The sequence below is a fragment of the Breoghania sp. genome, assembly GCF_963674635.1.
Lineage (GTDB): Bacteria > Pseudomonadota > Alphaproteobacteria > Rhizobiales > Stappiaceae > Breoghania.
The window spans coordinates 2,035,010-2,051,415 of record NZ_OY771475.1 but is presented as its reverse complement, the minus strand read 5'-3'; the positions used below and the strand labels follow the sequence as shown (position 1 = coordinate 2,051,415).

Sequence of the window (16,406 nt, the reverse complement as noted above, 5' to 3'; positions counted from 1 at the left end):
TGAAACGCAAAAAGCGCCCCCGGATCTCTCCGGGGGCGCTTTTCTTTTGGGCTATCGGGGCGCCCGTTTCTCAGCTGAAGAACAGCCGCGGTGCGTAGAGCGCGATTTCCGGGAAAATCATGATCAGCGCCACGCCCAGAAGCGTCACCAGCACGTAAGGGATCACCGATGCGTAGATGTCGCCCATGGTCACGCCCGGAGGCGCGACACCGCGCAGGTAGAACAGGTTGAAGCCGAAGGGCGGCGTCATGTAGCCCACCTCCATCATGATGATGAAGAGGATGCCGAACCAGATCGGGTCGAAGCCGTTGGCCTGCACGATGGGCAGGAAGACCGGCAGCGTGATCAGCATGATGCCGACCGGATCAAGCACCATGCCAAGGACGAAGAGCGTGCTCAGCATCATCAGAAGCGCGCCCCACCGGCCGCCGGGCAGATCGCTCATCAGATCCTCGATCAGGCTCTGCGCGCCAAGGGCGGTATAGGCGGTGGAGAAGGCATGCGCGGCGAACAGGATCCACATGATGAGCGCCGTCAGCTGCAGCGTGGAGAAGGCCGTCTCCATCATGATCTTGGTTGACAGTCGCCCGTTCACCGTGGTCGCGACGAGCGCCCCGAAGACGCCGATGGCCGCTGCTTCCGTCGGGGTCGCAAAGCCGCCGAAAATCGCCCCCAGCACGGACAGAACGATCAGGATCGGCAGGATCACGGCCTTCAGGGACCGGAACTTGGTGCCCCAGTCCGCGCGTTCTGACACGGGAAGGGCCGGGGCGAGGTTGGGCTGGAAGAAGCAGCGGATCAGGATATAGGCGGAGACCAGCGCAAAGAGCAGCAGGCCCGGCCCGATGCCGGCTGCGAACAGCCGCCCGACGGAGACTTCGGTGAGCAGCGAGAACAGCACCATCAGGATGGAAGGCGGGATCAGGATGCCCCAGCCGCCGCCCGCGTTGATCGCGCCCAGCGCCAGCTTCTTGTCGTAGCCGCGCTCCAGCATCTTCGGCAGCGCGATGGTGCCCATCGTCACGACCGCCGCGCCCGAAATGCCGGACATGGCCGCGAAGATCACGCAGATCATCACCGTGCCGATGGCAAGCCCGCCGCGCACGCCGCCCCACCACTGGTGCATCATGTCGTAGAGATCGCCTGCGACGCCGGATTTCTCCAGCAATGTCGCCATGTAGACGAAGAGCGGGATCGCCATCAGCATGGGATCATGCATCGCCTCCCACATCTTGGACGACAGCAGGTAGAAGCCGATGGTGCCCATCTCGAAATAGAGAAACACGACAGAGACACCGCCCAGCACGAAGGCGAGCGGGGTGCCGAGGAGCACGAAGACGAACAGCGATCCGAAGAACAGAAGGGTCAGGAGTTCGACGCTCATTTGCCGTTCCCCTTTGCATCATGAGAAGACGTTTCGCGGGGATTTACGGACAAGACCTCTGGCTCCTCCTCCTGGCGTCCGAAGGTGTCTTCATCCACGGGAAGTCCCAGCACCACGCGGATATCGCCATAGAGCCGCACGGCGCCTTGCGCCAGCAACAGGACGGCGGCAAGGGGGATGAAGAGCTTGGTCGGCCACAGCGGGGCCTTCCAGACGGAGTTGGAACGCTCAAAGGTCGCAAGCGAATCTGAGGCGATCTCCCAGCCCTGCCACAGCAGCACGGTGACAAACAGCATGAAGAGCGGCCAGGTGGCGATATCGACCATCGCCTTGCGCCGCCGTGAGAGCGATCCATAGAAGATATCGACATTGACGTGCCCGCGCCGGGCGAGAAGGTTGCCGCCCGCGATCACGGCGTAGGCGCCGAAGATCAGCACCGCCAGTTCCGCGGTCCAGATGGCGGGCCGTCCCACGATGTAGCGCAACGCCACGTCGCAAAGCAGCAGGATGAAGATGGGAAAGATGGCGAGCGCCGCCCATTTCCCGATCCACAGGTTCAGGCGCGTGACCGCTCGGGCGACAGCCTGCATGAAGATGCACCTCATTCCACGGCGAAGAGGACGGGAGTGACCCCGCCCGACGCCTGTTTTTCGATTTTCGTGGAAACGAAAAGGGGCCGCGTGGTCGGGCCCCTCTCCAAAGGGAGCAAAGGCCCCGTTCAGGCGTAGCCGAGGTCGCGCATCAGGCCCTTGTAGATATCGGCGGCCTGTTCAGCCCGATCGCCCTTCTGGGCTTCCGTATCGAGGATCTCGATGGAAGCCTTGGCGAGAAGGTCGAGCACGTCCTGCGGCAGGGTGATGACCTCAAGGCCATTTTCCGCGATGCCCTGCGAAAGCGCGATCGCTTCGGCATGCACATATTCCACCGAGCGGGCGTAGAAGCGGGTCTCGATGGCATCGAGAAGCGCCACGCGCATGGCGTCATCGAGCTTTTCGAGCTCGTTCATGTTGAGGATGAAGGCATCCGTCGTCTGCGCCAGCGGCGGCTTGACGTGATACTTGCAGACCTCCCAGAGCGACATGGACTTCGCGCCAACCGCTGCGCCCCAATGCGCGCCGTCAACGGTGCCGGAGGAGAGCGCCTGATAGAGCTCCGAGCCGGGAATGTACTGCGGAGCCGCGCCCGCCTTGGCGAGATAGTCCAGCATCGTGCCGGAAGAGCGCAGCTTCAGCCCGCGGAAATCGTCCACGTTTTCGATCTTCTTGGTGACCGTCAGTTCCGTCGGCAGCACCTTTTCGGCCAGGATCTGCACGCCCTGCTTGGTGAGGTCCTCATTGACCAGCGCCTCGATGCCGAGGTTCTTGACGATGTGCTGCATCTCCCAGCTTTCGCGCAGCGTGCCGGGAATGCCATAGAGGAACGAGGCGGCCTGCGCATCGTCCTGGATGTAGGAGGGGCTGATGGTGCCCATGGCAACCACGCCCTTGCGCACCAGATCATAGATGCCCGGACCCTTGGCGAATTCGCCCGCGCCGAAAAGCTCCAGTTTGAAAGCGCCGTCGGTGCGCTTGGAAACCTCGTCCGCCAGAACGCCGAGGCTCGCGGTGAACGAGCTTGACGCCTTGGGCCAGTGCGACTGCACACGCCAGCGCACCGAGCCCTGAGCCATGCCCTTGCCGATGAAAGCCGGTGCGGCCAGCGCCGCGATGCCGGCCCCGCGCAGCAGGGCGCGCCGGTTCGTGCCGCCGGTCGTCTTGCCCGCGCGCGCGTTGGTGGTCCCCTCAGTGGTCCCGTCAGTGGTATTCGTCATGGAGTCCTCCCTCAAAGTGAACAGGCGGCCCAACTCCGGCGCCTCTTGTCGTTCCGGCAGAGCCCGTTCAGGACCACACCGCCTTTTTCCTTGTGTCCGGCCTGGCCGATCCCCGCGCCCGCCCGGAACTCCCAACCCCGGACGCGCCCGCCGATCATGCTCCCGAGCCGATCCGGACGGCGCGAAGCCTGACACATGTCAGGATCGCAGGCAACAGAGAACCTTTCTCCTTGTGATCAGGGCGGAAAAGCAGGCGCAATCCGCGCTCCACAGGGCGTTGCGGGGCACCGGGTGCGCCTGGCCGCGCATATCCTTACGTTAGGGGATGGAAGTCGCGCCCGTTTTGAGGGAACAATATGAGGGAATCGCTTAGAGGTGGAGCCGGCGTCGCGGCGCGCCATCCGCATCAAGGCCCTTCGCGGGCGCGCAGGCGGATTGGGGGTGGCTGATGCGGGTTCAGGCAGAGGGGAACCCCACGCATGAGCATTGCGATGACAGAACTTCCCGATGGGCGGCGGATCCATTGCGTCAACGCCTATGAGGTTGGCTTCGGCTGGCACGAGATCGTCTCCGACGATCTTACCGAACGCGGGCTCGATCTGCCGGTGGATGGCGTCTTTTTCGATGTCGGCGCGAATATCGGGCTCTTCTGTCTGCGGCTGCACGACCTGTGCCCGGATGCGCGCATCTATGCCTTTGAACCCATGCCCGCCGCCTTCGAGGCATTGAAGAACAACTCCGAGCGCATGGGCGGGATGGTGGAAGCCTGCCGTGTGGCGCTGGGAGCGGCTCCCGGCCGGGCCGAGTTCGATCACTATCCCGCACTGTCGGCGCTTTCCACCGGTGACAGCGCCGTCGGCGAGACCCTTGCCGGTGGCCTGCGCAGTCTTCTTTTCGGGCAGGGCGCCAGCGAGGATATCCGGGCGATCATCGACAAGACCGGCGCCCATGATCGTCTCGATGAAGAAGCCTTCATCGATCAGCTTTTCCGCAAGGAAACCGTCACCGTCGATGTCGACACGCTCGACAATGTGGTCGCGCGGTTCGGGATCGACGAGATCGACCTTCTCAAGATCGATACCGAGGGGCAGGAGCGCCCGGTTCTGGACGGTATCGGCGAAGGTTTGTGGCCGAAGATCCGCCAGCTTCTGGTGGAGGTCCATCGCGGGCCGGAGGAACTGAAGACCATTCGCGAGGAGCTTGAGGCGCGCGGATACAAGACCGTCATCGGCGATCACCCGATGGCGCAGGGTGGGGCGGCCGTTTTTCACATCTATGCCCATCGCGCCTGAAGAAGCCGTTCCGCGTCTTGCGTGACGGGAAACGCAAGGGCACTATCGCGGAAGAACCTATCTTTGCGTGTATTGCCTGTATCCGCAATCTTGTTGCGGTTCGATGATTTCTAACAGGAATTTGACCGGAGCGTACTCATGTCTGACGCGCAACTGGAAAGTGCCGAAACAAGCGGGATGGCGGCTGCGGCAGGACGCGTCGCGTCCGTGCCGCCTTCCTTCAATATCGACTGGTGGACGATGCTGGCCGATCCCGGTTTCCTCACCAATCCCTATCCGGACCTGAAGAGGATCCGCGAGCTTGCCCCGGTGCATTTCGATCCGGTCTCGGGCGTCTATTTCGTCATGGGGCACAAGGAATTCGGTCAGATGGCCAAGACGCAGGCCATGGGGCGCGACACGACCTATTGGGCGAATGGCTGGAGCAGTCCGGAAAACCGCAAGAACGATCCGGAGACCTACGAGCTGTTCATCGACTTCCAGCCGCAGATGATCAACGCCAACGCCCCCGATCATCGCCGCATGCGCGGGGTCTTCGACAAGGCGTTCCGTCCGCGCGACATGATGCGCCATTTGCCGATGATCGAGGACGAGTGCCGCAAGCTGCTGGACGAGATGCCGGTCGGCGAGCCCTTCGATTTCATGGCGGGTCTCGGCAATCCCTTGCCCAACCGGATTTCGCTGAAGCTCTTCGAGATCCCGGAGGAGATGGAAGGCCAGATCGGCAAGTGGATTTCCGATCTCTCCTGGCTCGGCAACATCGTCATGACGCCGGAGCAGAAGCGCAACGCCAAGCAGTCCAACAAGGACTTCAAGCAGTTCGTGAAGGAGCATCTTGAACGGTTGAAGGCGAACCCGGGCGACGGGCCCATCTCCATGGCGCTGGCGGCGGCCGAAGATGGCACGATGGACGAGGAGGAGACCCTCAACAACGTCGTCATGCTGATTTCCGGCTCCAAGACCTCGCTGACCCTTCTCGGCAACGGCCTTGTGAGCCTTCTGAAACATCCGGATCAGTTTGCGCAGCTTCGCGCCGACCGCTCGCTGATGCCGCGCGCCATTGAGGAAATGCTGCGGTTTGAACCCGGCAGCAGCATCATCCCGCGCGCCGGTGTCGAGGACTTCCAGTGCGGCGAGGTGCTGATCCCGGCGGGTTCGCTCGCCATCGGCCTTGTCGGCTCCATCAACCGGGACCCGGAGCGTTTCGAGGATCCCGACACCTTCGACATCACCCGCAAGCCCAACCACCATTCGGCCTTTGGCGGTGGTGCGCATATCTGCATCGGCAAGGCGCTGGCCCGCATGACCACGGAAGTGGCCTTCAACGCCCTGATGGACCGTTTCGGGCGCATCGACCTGGCGGGCGAGGCGGAGTGGTGGACCGACCGCTCCGACCAGCGCGGGCTGTGGTCGCTGCCGTTGATCGTGTCGCCGGAGTGACAAGCGCGCCGGAGTGCGGGGCCGTTGGGCCCACAGGGCGGGGAAACAGGGAGCATCTCCACTGTGTCTGTTGACAGCCAGCGTACCGTCGGAGCGATTGAAAGTGACGTCGACTGGTGGTCGATGCTGACCGATCCGGAATATCTCAAAAGCCCCTATGCCCAGCTCAATGCCCTGCGCGACAAGGGGCCCGTCCACCGCGATCCGGCAACGGGCGTCTTTTTCGTTCTCGGCCACAGCGCCTTTCGCGCCATGGCAAGCGCGCGCGAAATGGGCCGCGATACGCGCCTTTGGACCCATGGCTGGAACCGGCAGGAGGTGCGCGAGAACGATCCGCTGACCTATGAGCTGTTCCGCGAATTCCAGCCGCAGATGACCAACGCCAACCCGCCCGACCATCGCCGCCAGCGCGGGATCTACGAAAAGGCATACCGGGCGGACGGTCTGGCGCAGCCTGTGCGGCTGGCGGAAGCAGAAGTCTCCCGTCTGCTCGATGCCCTGCCGGTGGGCGAACCCATCGATTTCATGACGCAGGTCGCCAATCCGCTCTCTCGCAGCATCGCCCGCGATGTCTTCGACATCCCGCCGGAAATGGAGGAACAGCTCGCCGACTGGGTGACGGATCTGGGCTTCATCGGCAATATCATGATGAGCGTGGAGCAGAAGCAGAACGCGCAAAAGTCCATGCGCGAATTCAAGACTTACCTGCGCCAGCGCTTCGCGTCCGGCACGGATCGGCCGGGCGAGGGCTTTGTTGGCATCGCCCTCAAGGCCTGGGCCGATGGCACAATGGATGAGGAGGAAACCCTCAACAATCTCGTGACGCTGATTGCGGGCGGCACGGCGACCGCAACGCTTCTGGGCAATGGCCTTCTGACATTGCTCCGCCATCCCGACCAGATGGCGAAATTGCGCGCAGATCCTGACCTTCTCGCCCCGGCGATAGAGGAGATGCTGCGTTTCGAGCCTGGCTGCAGCTTCATCATCCGGGTTGCCATCGAGGATTACGAATGCGCGGGCGCCCGCATACCTGAGGGCGCGCTGGCCATCGGCCTGACGGGGGCGACCAACCGCGACCCGGAACGCTTCGACGATCCCGACACATTCGACATCACGCGCCGCCACAATGCGCATCACGTCTTTGGCGGGGGCGCGCATATCTGCCTCGGCAAGACGCAGGTGCGCATGACGGCGCAGACGCTGTTTGCGCATCTTCTTGAACGCTTTGCGCGCATCGAGCTTGCAGGCGAGCCCGTGTGGTGGACCCACCGCAGCGATCAGCACGGTCTGCATACCCTCCCCATCAAGCTAGGACAGGCGTGATGAGCGAAACCATTGCCCCGGCGATTGACTGGTGGACCCTGCTCACCGACCCGGATTACCTCGCCAATCCGCATCCCGACCTGACGCGCATCCGCAAGATGGGGGCGGTGCATCTGGATGAGCCGTCCGGCATCTATTTCGTGCTTGGTCACGAGGCCTTCAACGCCATGGTGCGCGCGCCTGAAATGGGCCGCGATACCCGCCTGTGGACCAATGGCTGGAGCCGCCCGGAAAGCAAGGCGCGCGATCCGCTGAGCTATGAGCTTTTCAGCGAGTTCCAGCGCCAGATGGTGAATGCCGATCCGCCCGATCACCGCCGCATGCGCGATGTCTATGAAAAGGCCTTCCGCCCGGCCGAGATCCCGCCGCTGCGCCCGATGATCGAGGCGGAAGCGCGCGAGCTGGCCGACGCCCTGCCAGAAGGGGAGCCGGTCGACTTCATGACCGGCTTTGCCAACCATCTGCCCCTTCGCGTCGTGCGCAATCTCTTCCGCATCTCGCCCGAAATGGACCCCGCCCTTGCCCGCTGGAACGCGGCGCTGGTGAAGATCGGCGACATCATGATGTCGCAGGACCAGAAGCGCGAGGCGCTGGAGGCGCTGCGCGCCTACAAGGCATTCCTGCGCGAACATCTGGAAGCCGAGCGCGGCAATGCGGAAAACCGGCTGATCGCACTGGCGCTCGAAGCCCTTGATGACGGGATCATGGATGAGGAGGAAACCCTCAACAATCTGAAGGGTCTCGTCTCCGGCAACGAGACCACCGTCAACGTGCTCGGCAACGGGCTCCTGACCCTCATGCGCAACCCCTCGCAATTTAACCGCCTGCGCGCCAACCCAGATCTCATGCGCACCGCGATTGAGGAAATGATGCGCTATGAGCCCGCCATCAATTTCATCCTGCGCGTGGCGATCAGGGATTTCGAACTGGATGGCATGACGTTGCCTGCAGGCTCGCTGGCATTGGGTCTCATCTGCGCGATCAACCGCGATCCGGCGCGCTTTGCGGATGCGGAGACCTTCGATATCGCGCGAAAGCCCAATGCGCAGGTGATCTTCGGTGGCGGTCCCCATGTCTGCATCGGGGCCGCCCTTGCGCGGTTGGAAGTCGATGTCGCGCTGAGCGTTCTGATGGACCGCTTTTCCCGCATCGAGCCTGCGGGCGAGCCTGTCTGGTGGACGGATCGCACCAACCAGCGCGGCCTCGAACGCCTGCCGGTTCGCCTCTGGCGGTAAGGAGGCAAGCTTGGTCCTTGCGGTGTGCTTGGCTCCGGCAAACACGATTTGAGCGTGTGGCCGATCCTTCGAGACGGCCCGTTGGGCCTCCTCAGGATGAGGTTGTGTGTGTTGCTGGCTCCCGAAAAGCCCCCCCACGGGAACGTCATCCTGAGGAGCCTGCGAGAGCAGGCGTCTCGAAGGATGGGCCCCCATACTCAGTCCCGGTGCCGAACAAAGCCTCCGCTTCAGGCTTTCTCGCCGCAAAGCGCATCCAGCCGCTTCAGATCCCCGCCGAAGGGCGACATCAGCGGGCTGATCTTCGAGGTCGAGCTTCTACGCAGGTCCTGCCGGAGCACGGCAACGAAGGTGCCCGTCGGGCTGAGATCGACATAATGCGCCCCGCCATCAGCCTCGATGGCTGCAAATGTCGCCTGCAGCTGCATCCGGTCGCGCACGATCCGCCACAGAAGGGGGCCGTCGGCGGCTTGAACAGGACGTCCGAGACAGCACGACCAGACCGGCCAGAACGGCGTCTCGAAGCGCAAGTCCGAGACGGCCTGCAAGAAGGTGTCCTCCGCCCCGTCGATCCAGCGTGAATGAAAGGCGAAGGGCACGGGCAGCGCCTGAAAGGGCGTGTCGAGGCGGCGCAATTCATCGCTGACCGCGCCCGTGTTCTCTGCCTCGCAGGCCAGCACACAATGGCGCTCGGCATTGATGCCGGCGATCTCGGTTCGCTCTCGCAGGAGAGGCGACGCATCGCGGATGCTCGGCGGCGCAAGGGCAGCGATCAGCGCGCCGGGCTGGCAGGTCTTGCGAAAGGTCTTCGGCTGGTCCGCGACCGCTTTCAACGCGGTTTCAAACGGGATCATCCCGGCCAAACTCATGGCGACGAATTCGCCAAGGCTCACGCCCACCAGCAGGTCGGGCCTGAGCCCACGCGCCTGCAACATCTTGGCTGCCGCGAATTGCACCATGAAGAGGGAGGGGTGGGAATGCTCCAGATGATCGAAGGCGTCCGCACGGCTGCGCGCATCGTCATGGATGGCGGCAAGCGGCGAAAAGCCTTGCGCGTCTTGAACGATCCTGTCGCCTATTTCCATCCACTGTCGGAAGACGGCATCGGTGTTCAAGAGATCTGCCGCCATGTGATAATACTGCGAGCCTTGGCCTGCGAAGCAGAAGGCCGTGGGTAGGGACGACGATGAGGAGCGCATGGAAAAGACCTTGAGCGGCAATGAGATCGGCGACGGATTCTTGTCGCACGGCCCGGCCGTCGGCGGCAAGGCGCTGATTGACCGCGACCGCGCCGCCGCCTGGTGGCTGCCGCTTGAAACCATCGGTGAGGCTGATTGGCCGATCCTCTCGTCCCTTCTTACCGAGGCAGAACGGGAGCGGTCCGAACGTTTCCATTTCGAACGCGACCGCCTCGTCTACATCGCCGCCCATGCAAGTTGCCGCGGGCTTTTGAGCTATTGCCTGGGCGGCGCCCCGCTGGACTGGCGTTTCACGGTGGAAGAGCACGGCAAGCCGGAACTGGTCGCGCCCGAGGCGGGCCCGCGCTTTCGCGTCAACATTTCCCACACCCGCGGGCTGGCCGCCGTTGCGCTGACGCAGGAACATGATATCGGCGTGGACGTGGAATGGCTTGAGCGCACCGTGGAGGCGGAAAAGCTCGCCGAACGCATGTTCGCGGAACCGGAGCGCCGGAAGATGGCGGAGGCGTCCGACGGCGAACGCCTCGACACGTTCCTGAAATTCTGGACGCTGAAGGAGGCCTATGTGAAGGCCATCGGCAAGGGGCTTTCCCAGCCGCTCGACGCCTTCGCCTTCGATCCCGACGCGCTTGAAATCAGCTTCCGCGATCAGGTGGCCGACGACCCGGCAAACTGGCACTTCGAGCACTACCGGCCAGGCCCGAAATACCTGATGACGCTGGCTGTGCGCCATCCGGCAAAGCGACGGCTCGTTGTTGATACGAGGCCCGCGCCGCTCGATTATCTGCGCGATCTGGCGAAAGCCTGAAAGCGTCGCTCAGCCCGGCAGGATCTCGCGCAGATAGGTCTCAAGGCCCTGGCTCTGGTCCCACTGGCGCGGATAGCCGAGCGAGACTTCCTCAAACCGCGTCCCGTCGCGCCAGTCCGTGCGCCGTGTGTGGAGATGGCCGGAAATGACGACGCTCGCATTGTAGCGGGTGTGCCAGTCATGGGTCGCCCGCGTTCCGCACCAGGGCGTGAAGCGCGGCGCGCGCGGAATGTGGATGAGATCCGCGCGCATCGGGAAGTGATTGATCAGGATGGTGGGCAGATCATCTGGCAGTTCGCCAAGCCGCGCCTCGGTCTCCGCGATCCGGCGCGCGCACCACGCATCGCGGCTTTCCCACGGCGCGGGGTTCAGGAACATCTCGTCGGCGCACACGGCACTTCCCTCTTTCGCCCATGCGACCACCTCGTCGCGCGCGATATGGTCGGGCCGGAAGCTGTAATCATAGAGCAGGAACAGCGGCACGATGGCGTGCTCGCCGCCGGGGCCCGTCCAGATTTCGTAAGGGTCTTCCGGCGTGAGGACGCCGAACTCGCGCGCGATCTCCACCAGTGCGCGGTAGCGCGCCTCGCCCACAACGGCCGGCTGGCCCCGTTCTTCCGAAATCGCCCACAGATCGTGATTGCCCGGGACCCAGAAGACCTTGGCGAATTTCCGCGTCAGGCTTTCCAGCGCAAGGCGCATATGGCTGAATTTCTCGGCGATGTCGCCGGCCACGATCAGCCAGTCATCACCGAAATCGGGCAATGCGGCAAGCGCCTCGCGGTTGGCGGGACTGGCCAGATGGAGGTCGCTGATCGCTCTGATTTTCATGGGACTTGGGAAACTGTGGTCTGGGAGTCGGAAGGGCTAATCTGCACAATATGGGGTTGCTCTCACAAGAGGCGAACCTGGGGCGGGGGAAAACCGCAAGTTGGCCCCTCATTCCTTGACGCTGCCCCCCACATGGAAAACACTTCCTCCTGCAGGTGTGAAAACCCACCCCGATCCTTTTCATGCGGGGCGGAAACTGGCGGGATTTTGCCCATTCGCGGGAGCGAGCCGATTTCAGATTTGAGCAAAGACATTTCGAGCACAGGTGTTTCCGGCGGGATCGACTGGTGGTCGGTTCTCTCCGACAGGGATTTTCTGGCAAATCCCTATCCCCAGTTGCGCCGCCTTCAGGAAAAAGGGCCGGTGCATTTCGATCCGGCAAGCGGCATCTATTTCATCCTCGGCCACCGCGCCTTTGCCCGTGTCTCCAAATCGTCCTCGATGGGGCGCGACACGCGCAACTGGCTGGGCGGCTGGAATTCCGACGATTACCGCGCCCATGATCCCGTCGGCTACAAGCTCTTCAGCGAGTTCCAGCCCCAGATGATCAATTGCGACGGCGAGGAGCATCGTCGCATGCGCAAGGTCTATGAACCGGCCTTCCGCGCGCAGGCCATGTCGCGCATGGCGCCCCTGATCGAGGAACAGGCCGCACGACTGCTCGCCGCCATGCCGGATGACGGCGAGGTGGATTTCATCGAGGCCTTCGCAGCTCCCCTGCCGCTTCGCGTTCTGTGCGAGCTTTTCGATATTCCCGAAAGTCTCGATGAGACGATCTCGCGCTGGAGCGCCTCGCTGATCCGCATTGGCGATATCCTGATGACGCCGGATCAGAAGCTGGAGGCGCAAGCCGCGCTCGCCGAGTTCAAGGATTTCCTGCGCGAACAGATCCGGGCGCGCGAGAACCGGCATGAGGACAACCTCATGGGCCTCGCGCTTCATGCCTACAAGGACGGCACGCTGGATGAAGAAGAGACGCTGACGAACCTCGTCTCCATGCTCGTTGCGGGCCACGAGACAACGGTGACGCTGATCGGCAACGGCCTGCTGCTTTTGTTGCGCAACCCTGCCGAGCTTGCCCGCCTTCGAACCGAGCCCGCCTTGACACGTACCGCTGTGGAGGAGTTCCTTCGCATGGAGCCCGGCGGCAACATGATCCTGCGTGTCGCGCGGGAGGATTTCGAGGTTGAGGGCATGACCATCCCCAGGGGCGCGCCGGTAATCGGCCTGATCGGCGCGATCAATCGCGACCCGGCCCGGTTTGAGCGCGCCGACGAGCTTGATGTGGCCCGCCCCGCCAATGCCCAATTCACCTTCGGCGGCGGCGCGCATTTCTGCATCGGTGCGCCGCTTGCCCGTCTTGAGGCGCAGATCGCCTTTTCCAGGCTCTTGGAGAAATACGCCCATATCGACCTGGCCGGGACGCCCGAATGGCGGCTTGACCGGATGAATGCCCGCGGCCTCGGCCATCTGCCCATCCATGTGAGGAAAGCTGCGTGAGAGGACCCGTTGGTATCGAGGCCATGAATGTCTTTGGCGGCATGGCCTATCTCGATGTGCGTGAACTGTGCGACCATCGCGGCCTCGACATGCCGCGTTTCGAAAACCTCCTGATGCAGGAAAAGACGGTCGCGCTTCCCTACGAGGATCCGGTCACCTTTGCGGTCAATGCGGCAAAGCCGGTCGTGGACGCCTTGAGCGCGGAGGATCGCGCCCGCATCGAGATGGTGATCACCTGCACCGAATCCGGCATCGATTTCGGCAAGTCGCTCTCCACCTATCTGCACCGGTATCTGGATCTGCCCTCCAATTGCCGTCTCTTCGAGATCAAGCAGGCCTGCTATTCGGGCACGGCCGGATTGCAGATGGCGGTGAATTTCGTGCTCTCGCACACCTCGCCCGGCGCAAAGGCGCTGGTGGTGACGACCGACATTTCCCGTTTCGCCCTGGCTGACGCCGCCGCGGTTCAGGAATGGGCCTATTCCGAACCCAGTTCCGGGGCCGGTGCCACGGCGATGCTCGTCTCCGACACACCCCACATTCTGGCGCTCGATGCGGGCGCCTATGGCAATCACGCCTTTGAGGTGATGGATACCTGCCGTCCGGGCCCGGATACGGAAGCGGGCGATGCCGATCTGTCGCTGATGGCCTATCTCGATTGCTGCGCAGGCGCCTTTGAGGACTATGCGCGCCGCGTGGAGGGCGCGGATTTCCGGGAAACCTTCTCGCAGCTCTGCTTCCACACGCCCTTTGGCGGCATGGTGAAGGGCGCGCACCGCCACCTGATGCGCAAGCTCTACAAAACGCCGCCCGCCGAAATCGCGCAGGATTTCGAGACCCGCCTCGGCCCGAGCCTCGCCTATGGCAAACGGGTGGGCAACACCGCGGGCGGCTCCGTCTATGTGGCGCTGGCAGGCACCATCGATACGGTGGAGCTTTCCCAGCCCCAGCGCATCGGCCTTTTCTCCTACGGCTCGGGCTGTTGTTCGGAGTTCTTCTCCGGCGTGGTCTCGCCGGAAGGAAAGACGCGTCTTCAGGCCATGGGCATCTCCAAGGCGCTGGATGAACGCTATCGCCTGTCCATTGCCGAATATGAAAAGCTCCTCACCGGCAAGGAAGTGGTGCGCTTCGGCACCAGGAACGCGGAGCTTGATCGCCAGGTCATTCCCGGCGCATGGCCGACGGTGGGCAAGGGGGATCGCCTTGTCCTCGACAGCGTGGTCGACTACCACCGCAACTACAACTGGATCTGATTTCAGGGGAATTCGAACGTTGGACAGCACCCGGATCGCCGAAATGATCATCGCGGAAATTCGCGAAACCGTGCCGGAACTGGCCGATCAGCCGATAACAGCGGCGGATTCCATGGCCGAGCTTGGCGTCGATTCCATCGAGCGCAGCGAGATCATTCTGGCGACCATGGAAAAGCTCGGCCTGAAAATTCCCATGGTCCAGCTGCACGGGCCGAAAAACATCGGCGAGTTGGCCGACCTGCTCCTGTCCAAGAGCGCCGGCTGACATCATGACCTACCCAGTTGCCAGTCCTGTCGCCATCACCGGAATGGGGGTTGCCTGCGGTCTGGGCTACGGCAAGGCGGCCTTCGCAAAAGGACTTTTTGCGGCCCCGAATGTCTTTGGCGTCTTGCGCCGCGAAGGCCGCGAGCAGCCTGAGGACGAAACGCCCTTCATCGGCGTGGAGCTTCCCGATGAACCTGAAAGCCTGCCGCCGCGTCTTGCCCGAACAACCACCTTTTCCGCCCGCGTGGCACTGAAGGTTCTTCGCGAGGCCTGGGCCGATGCGGGGCTTGAGGATGTCGATCCCGAACGCATCGGTCTTGTCGTCGGCGGGACCAACCTGATGTCGCGCGAACAGGCGTTGGCCGCGTCCCGCTATGCCGACCGTCTCGCCTATGTCCCGCCGCGCCACGGGCACATGTTTCTCGACACCGATATCGCGGGCCTTTGCGCCGCGACCCTTCCCATCCGTGGCTTCACGCTGACGGTGGGCGGGGCCTCGGCCAGCGGCTCGGTGGCCGTGATCGAGGCCATGCGGGCGATCCGGGCAGGTGACATCGATATCTGCATCGCCCTTGGCGCCTTGCAGGATCTTTCCGGTTACGATCTTCACGCCATGCGCTCGCTGGGCGCGATGGGGTCGGAGCTTTTCGCGGATGATCCTGCGCGCGCCTGCAGGCCGATGGACAAAGACCATGACGGCTTCATCTATGGCGAAGCCTGCGCGGCCCTCGTTCTCACGCGGGAGAATTTCGCAGCTTCCAACAAGGTCTATGCGCATCTGATGGGCGCAGGCCATGTCGCCGACGGATCGCGCGGGCCGGAACCCGATACGCAAGGCCAGCAGCGCGCTGCCGAACTGGCCCTGGATGAGGCCGGGCTCACCGCCGCCGATATCGATTATGTCAACGGCCATGCCACCGCAACGCCGGCGGGCGATGAGGCGGAACTGGAGACCTATCGCGCGCTCGGTCTTGCCCACGCGCGCATCAATGCCACCAAATCCATCATCGGCCATGGGCTGAGTGCGGCAGGCGCCATCGAGATTGCCGCCGTCCTCGCCCAGATCGCGGAAGGCCGCCTTCATCCGACCCGCAATCTTGAGGCTCCGCTCGATGATGGGTTCGGCTGGGTCGGCACGCAAGCCGAGGCTCATCGCATCCGCCATGCGCTGAAATTCTCCTTCGGCTTCGGCGGCATCGACACCGCGCTGGTGATCGCCGCGCCTGCAGACGGGGAGGGGCGCAGGCCATGACCTATGAAACCCTCAAGGTGACATGGACCGACGGCCTCTGCCGCATCGCGCTTGACCGGCCCGACGTCGGCAACGCCATCAACACGGCGATGGTTGAGGAACTCGGGCGCGTTCTGGCCCGGTGCGAGGCGGCGCCGGGGCAGGGCGAAAAGCCCATCAGCGTCGTGGTGATCGAGGGCGGGGCGGAGACTTTCTGCGCGGGCGGCGACTTCGAAGCGGTTGCCGAGAACGGGTCCGCAGGCGATCCCGGCCCGCTCTATGATATCTGGCTGAAACTGGCCGAAGGCCCCTTCGTCTCCGTCTGCCTCGTGAAGGGGCGGGTCAATGCGGGCGGGGTCGGCTTCGTCGCCGCATGCGATATCGTGATTGCCGAAAAGACGGCGACATTCGCGCTTTCGGAACTGCTTTTCGGCCTTTTTCCGGCCTGTGTCCTGCCGTTCCTCATCCGCCGCACCGGTCGTCAGCGCGCCCATTACATGACGCTGATGACCAGGCCGGTTTCGGCCCCGGATGCGCTTGCCAGCGGGCTTGTCGATGTCATCGCGGAAAACGGCGAGGCGGCGCTGCGCCAGCATCTGGCGCGGCTTCGGCACCTGCAACAACCCGCCATTGCCCGCTACAAGGCCTATATGGCGGGAGCGTCCGGCGACCCGGCCAAGGACCGCGCGCGCGCGCTTGCGGCGAACCGGGAGATCTTCTGCGATCCCAAGGTCCTGGCCGATATCCGCCGCTATGTGAGCGATCTCACGTTCCCCTGGGAGGACTAGGGGCGGGCTTTTGTTATCGGTTTTGAGTGTGTGGCCCATCCTTCGAGACG

At 63.5% G+C, this 16,406-nt stretch carries 15 protein-coding genes; 10 read left to right on the top strand and 5 right to left on the bottom strand.

Features of this window, described 5'->3' with window-relative positions; translation table 11 throughout:
- Positions 1-70 precede the first annotated feature (70 nt).
- From ABGM93_RS08865 to dctP, 3 genes are all read right to left on the bottom strand, one after another.
- Positions 71-1,384, bottom strand: coding sequence for a TRAP transporter large permease subunit (locus ABGM93_RS08865; RefSeq protein WP_321505424.1), 1,314 nt, complete (start codon positions 1,382-1,384; stop codon positions 71-73).
- Positions 1,381-1,974: a TRAP transporter small permease subunit gene (locus tag ABGM93_RS08860; RefSeq protein WP_321505422.1), complete on the bottom strand. Its 594-nt coding sequence runs from the start codon at positions 1,972-1,974 to the stop codon at positions 1,381-1,383. The genes ABGM93_RS08865 and ABGM93_RS08860 overlap by 4 nt, the downstream gene beginning before the upstream one ends.
- A gap of 128 nt (positions 1,975-2,102) precedes the next feature.
- Positions 2,103-3,194, bottom strand: a complete 1,092-nt coding sequence (gene dctP, locus ABGM93_RS08855; protein WP_321505420.1) for a TRAP transporter substrate-binding protein DctP — start codon at positions 3,192-3,194, stop codon at positions 2,103-2,105.
- Between the two features lie 479 nt (positions 3,195-3,673).
- Here dctP and ABGM93_RS08850 point away from each other — a divergent pair, with 479 nt between their 5' ends.
- The 4 genes from ABGM93_RS08850 to ABGM93_RS08835 all read left to right on the top strand — a co-directional run bounded on the left by ABGM93_RS08850 (position 3,674) and on the right by ABGM93_RS08835 (position 8,484).
- The gene (locus ABGM93_RS08850; RefSeq protein ID WP_321505418.1) at positions 3,674-4,486 is read left to right on the top strand and encodes an FkbM family methyltransferase; all 813 of its coding nucleotides are present in this window, start codon (positions 3,674-3,676) and stop codon (positions 4,484-4,486) included.
- A gap of 138 nt (positions 4,487-4,624) precedes the next feature.
- A complete protein-coding gene (locus ABGM93_RS08845; RefSeq protein ID WP_321505416.1) occupies positions 4,625-5,926 on the top strand; it encodes a cytochrome P450 in 1,302 nt (433 codons plus the stop codon).
- A 63-nt stretch (positions 5,927-5,989) separates the two neighbouring features.
- Positions 5,990-7,249, top strand: coding sequence for a cytochrome P450 (locus ABGM93_RS08840; RefSeq protein ID WP_321505413.1), 1,260 nt, complete (start codon positions 5,990-5,992; stop codon positions 7,247-7,249).
- A complete protein-coding gene (locus ABGM93_RS08835; protein WP_321505411.1) occupies positions 7,249-8,484 on the top strand; it encodes a cytochrome P450 in 1,236 nt (411 codons plus the stop codon). The genes ABGM93_RS08840 and ABGM93_RS08835 overlap by 1 nt, the downstream gene beginning before the upstream one ends.
- A 227-nt stretch (positions 8,485-8,711) precedes the next feature.
- Here ABGM93_RS08835 and ABGM93_RS08830 read toward each other — a convergent pair whose 3' ends face one another.
- Complete coding sequence (locus ABGM93_RS08830; protein ID WP_321505409.1) at positions 8,712-9,611, bottom strand: acyltransferase domain-containing protein; 900 nt, start codon at positions 9,609-9,611, stop codon at positions 8,712-8,714.
- 40 nt (positions 9,612-9,651) lie between these two features.
- Between ABGM93_RS08830 and ABGM93_RS08825 the strand changes: the two genes are divergently transcribed.
- On the top strand, positions 9,652-10,488 hold the full coding sequence (locus ABGM93_RS08825) for a 4'-phosphopantetheinyl transferase superfamily protein (protein ID WP_321505407.1): 837 nt from the start codon (positions 9,652-9,654) through the stop codon (positions 10,486-10,488).
- Between the two features lie 9 nt (positions 10,489-10,497).
- Here the strand turns inward: ABGM93_RS08825 and ABGM93_RS08820 are convergent, their stop codons facing one another.
- Positions 10,498-11,319 carry a metallophosphoesterase gene (locus ABGM93_RS08820; RefSeq protein WP_321505405.1) on the bottom strand — a complete coding sequence of 274 codons (822 nt, stop codon included), beginning with the start codon at positions 11,317-11,319 and terminating at the stop codon, positions 10,498-10,500.
- A 240-nt stretch (positions 11,320-11,559) separates the two neighbouring features.
- Here ABGM93_RS08820 and ABGM93_RS08815 point away from each other — a divergent pair, with 240 nt between their 5' ends.
- The 5 genes from ABGM93_RS08815 to ABGM93_RS08795 are packed head-to-tail and all read left to right on the top strand — an operon-like array spanning position 11,560 to position 16,356.
- The gene (locus ABGM93_RS08815) at positions 11,560-12,819 is read left to right on the top strand and encodes a cytochrome P450 (protein ID WP_321505403.1); all 1,260 of its coding nucleotides are present in this window, start codon (positions 11,560-11,562) and stop codon (positions 12,817-12,819) included.
- Positions 12,816-14,072: a hydroxymethylglutaryl-CoA synthase gene (locus ABGM93_RS08810; protein ID WP_321505401.1), complete on the top strand. Its 1,257-nt coding sequence runs from the start codon at positions 12,816-12,818 to the stop codon at positions 14,070-14,072. The genes ABGM93_RS08815 and ABGM93_RS08810 overlap by 4 nt, the downstream gene beginning before the upstream one ends.
- 19 nt (positions 14,073-14,091) lie before the next feature.
- Positions 14,092-14,337 carry an acyl carrier protein gene (locus ABGM93_RS08805; protein ID WP_319772103.1) on the top strand — a complete coding sequence of 82 codons (246 nt, stop codon included), beginning with the start codon at positions 14,092-14,094 and terminating at the stop codon, positions 14,335-14,337.
- A 4-nt stretch (positions 14,338-14,341) separates the two neighbouring features.
- A complete protein-coding gene (locus ABGM93_RS08800; protein WP_321505395.1) occupies positions 14,342-15,589 on the top strand; it encodes a beta-ketoacyl synthase N-terminal-like domain-containing protein in 1,248 nt (415 codons plus the stop codon).
- Entirely contained in the window at positions 15,586-16,356 is a 771-nt protein-coding gene (locus ABGM93_RS08795; protein WP_321505393.1) for an enoyl-CoA hydratase/isomerase, read from the top strand. Before ABGM93_RS08800 ends, ABGM93_RS08795 begins: the two co-directional genes overlap by 4 nt.
- Positions 16,357-16,406 lie beyond the last annotated feature (50 nt).

Bases quoted from the DNA above. Each gene is read 5' to 3' on its own strand.
- ABGM93_RS08865 (WP_321505424.1), bottom strand. From the start codon at position 1,384: ATGAGCGTCGAACTCCTGACCCTTCTGTTCTTCGGATCGCTGTTCGTC.
- ABGM93_RS08860 (WP_321505422.1), bottom strand. From the start codon at position 1,974: ATGCAGGCTGTCGCCCGAGCGGTCACGCGCCTGAACCTGTGGATCGGG.
- dctP (WP_321505420.1), bottom strand. From the start codon at position 3,194: ATGACGAATACCACTGACGGGACCACTGAGGGGACCACCAACGCGCGC.
- ABGM93_RS08850 (WP_321505418.1), top strand. From the start codon at position 3,674: ATGAGCATTGCGATGACAGAACTTCCCGATGGGCGGCGGATCCATTGC.
- ABGM93_RS08845 (WP_321505416.1), top strand. From the start codon at position 4,625: ATGTCTGACGCGCAACTGGAAAGTGCCGAAACAAGCGGGATGGCGGCT.
- ABGM93_RS08835 (WP_321505411.1), top strand. From the start codon at position 7,249: ATGAGCGAAACCATTGCCCCGGCGATTGACTGGTGGACCCTGCTCACC.
- ABGM93_RS08830 (WP_321505409.1), bottom strand. From the start codon at position 9,611: ATGGCGGCAGATCTCTTGAACACCGATGCCGTCTTCCGACAGTGGATG.
- ABGM93_RS08820 (WP_321505405.1), bottom strand. From the start codon at position 11,319: ATGAAAATCAGAGCGATCAGCGACCTCCATCTGGCCAGTCCCGCCAAC.
- ABGM93_RS08800 (WP_321505395.1), top strand. From the start codon at position 14,342: ATGACCTACCCAGTTGCCAGTCCTGTCGCCATCACCGGAATGGGGGTT.
- ABGM93_RS08795 (WP_321505393.1), top strand. From the start codon at position 15,586: ATGACCTATGAAACCCTCAAGGTGACATGGACCGACGGCCTCTGCCGC.